3 protein-coding genes are annotated in these 1,525 nt (G+C 30.6%); all 3 read right to left on the reverse strand.

From position 1 onward, the window contains the following. Positions 1–265: 265 nt before the first annotated feature. The 3 genes from ACIQ0C_RS27155 to ACIQ0C_RS27165 all read right to left on the reverse strand — a co-directional run bounded on the left by ACIQ0C_RS27155 (position 266) and on the right by ACIQ0C_RS27165 (position 1,361). Positions 266–616, reverse strand: a complete 351-nt coding sequence (locus ACIQ0C_RS27155) for a hypothetical protein (RefSeq protein WP_403066008.1) — start codon at positions 614–616, stop codon at positions 266–268. Between the two features lie 270 nt (positions 617–886). Continuing rightward, positions 887–1,054, reverse strand: a complete 168-nt coding sequence (locus ACIQ0C_RS27160; RefSeq protein WP_402844200.1) for a hypothetical protein — start codon at positions 1,052–1,054, stop codon at positions 887–889. A gap of 142 nt (positions 1,055–1,196) precedes the next feature. Next, positions 1,197–1,361, reverse strand: coding sequence for a hypothetical protein (locus tag ACIQ0C_RS27165; protein WP_402844202.1), 165 nt, complete (start codon positions 1,359–1,361; stop codon positions 1,197–1,199). Between the last annotated feature and the right edge of the window lie 164 nt (positions 1,362–1,525).

Genomic DNA, 1,525 nt, shown 5'->3' on the forward strand with positions numbered 1-1,525 from the left:
ATTGGAAGGTTATTTGGCATGCACAAATTTAGTATAGCATGAAATATTTTAAGTTTTAATTGAAAAATGTTGACTAACTATTAGCTGGTTTAGTTGTTTAAGGAAACGATCCTTATTAAAGGACTCCCCCGAATTGTTAAAGACCGACGAACTTTTATTATTTATGTATCCTTTAATTCAAAAATTGTACATTCTAAAAGCCGCCTATAGGCGGACTTCTTATTGCGCTAGCCTGAATTAAACAGAAAACAATTAGGAAAAAATATTATTCTTCTGATGGGCTAACAAATAAAGAATCGGTTTGAGAAATTACACATAGCTTTTTTCCTTCTTTTTCATAGATTGTCATCGCCCCTTCTTGTGATTTTTTATCCCACCCCCAAAATTTAATAACCGTTAAATAATAAAGTGGAAGTCCGTTTCCTTCGGAGGCTGGACCCCATTTATATTCTTCATACATATTTTTATCGTCTTTTCTTATTAATTTGGCCCCTAATGGTATCGGGAATCCTTTATTTATTGCTGATTCACTATAAGATAAGAAAAAATAACTAAACATTGAAACTAAAATAACTATACTAATAATAAGAATAATAGCCTTTTTCTTTCTAAACACAAAAATACTCCCCTTTTTACGGCTCTGAAAGTGCCCCCTGTTTTTAATTATTTAATCTCCCTCTATAAATTTTACTTTTAAATACAATATTTTAATCCACATATCGGTAATAACCTACTTCAATAATCTGTCCCATTAGCTGTATAAGGGTGATTTTTGTTTGAATATGACAGTACGATAATTTTTAAAATCATACTTAAAAAGGCAGCCAATTGTCGGCCTTTTTATGAAGCTAACGCACCCGTTAGTTCATTAAAGCTAGTTTATTTATTATTTGTGATTTTTCAATATTTGAACCTCTTCCTCTAGTTTATCGATTTTTTGTTGAAGTTTTTTCTTAGGTTCTAAAATCCTTCGTCCTAATATAACGAAGAAGCCGGTAATAGCAATAACTACCCCAGCAGAAGCTATAAACAATATCAAGGTAATGTCAAACATAGAAACAACTCCTAATTTATTCTTGGTATTTCATATATGAAAATTGAACAACAAAGTTTTATTTTTCTAAGAAAAAGAGCTGCTGATCAGTTCCTGAAAATGAAGCAAGGCACCTGTTGGTTCATTAAGAAAAAAAAGAAATTTAAATTGAAATAATTCGTCCCCAGTATGCCACCAGAATTAACAAAAATAAGATAGCAGAAATAACAAACACTTTTTTACTGTTATTTTCATATTCTTCCCCATTTTGCCACATTTTCTTTCTATATTTCATTTGTACCTTTTTCTTTTTATCATTTAATTTCATATAGAGGGTAGACTCCTAAGTGAAAAATAATTAAACTAATTTTACCACAAAAACCCATTCCCCTTGTTGAACTAACCTCCCTCAATAAACTAAACACAATCTCACGATTGCTCTAGAATTCACCGGATTTCATAGTCATATCATTAACCATTATCATTGTAAGC

It is taken from the genome of Peribacillus sp. NPDC096448, assembly GCF_044762675.1.
GTDB classification, from domain to species: Bacteria; Bacillota; Bacilli; order Bacillales; family DSM-1321; genus Peribacillus; species Peribacillus frigoritolerans_B.

Coding starts and splice junctions, on each gene's coding strand:
- ACIQ0C_RS27165 (WP_402844202.1), bottom strand. CDS start 1,361: ATGAAATTAAATGATAAAAAGAAAAAGGTACAAATGAAATATAGAAAG.
- ACIQ0C_RS27160 (WP_402844200.1), bottom strand. CDS start 1,054: ATGTTTGACATTACCTTGATATTGTTTATAGCTTCTGCTGGGGTAGTT.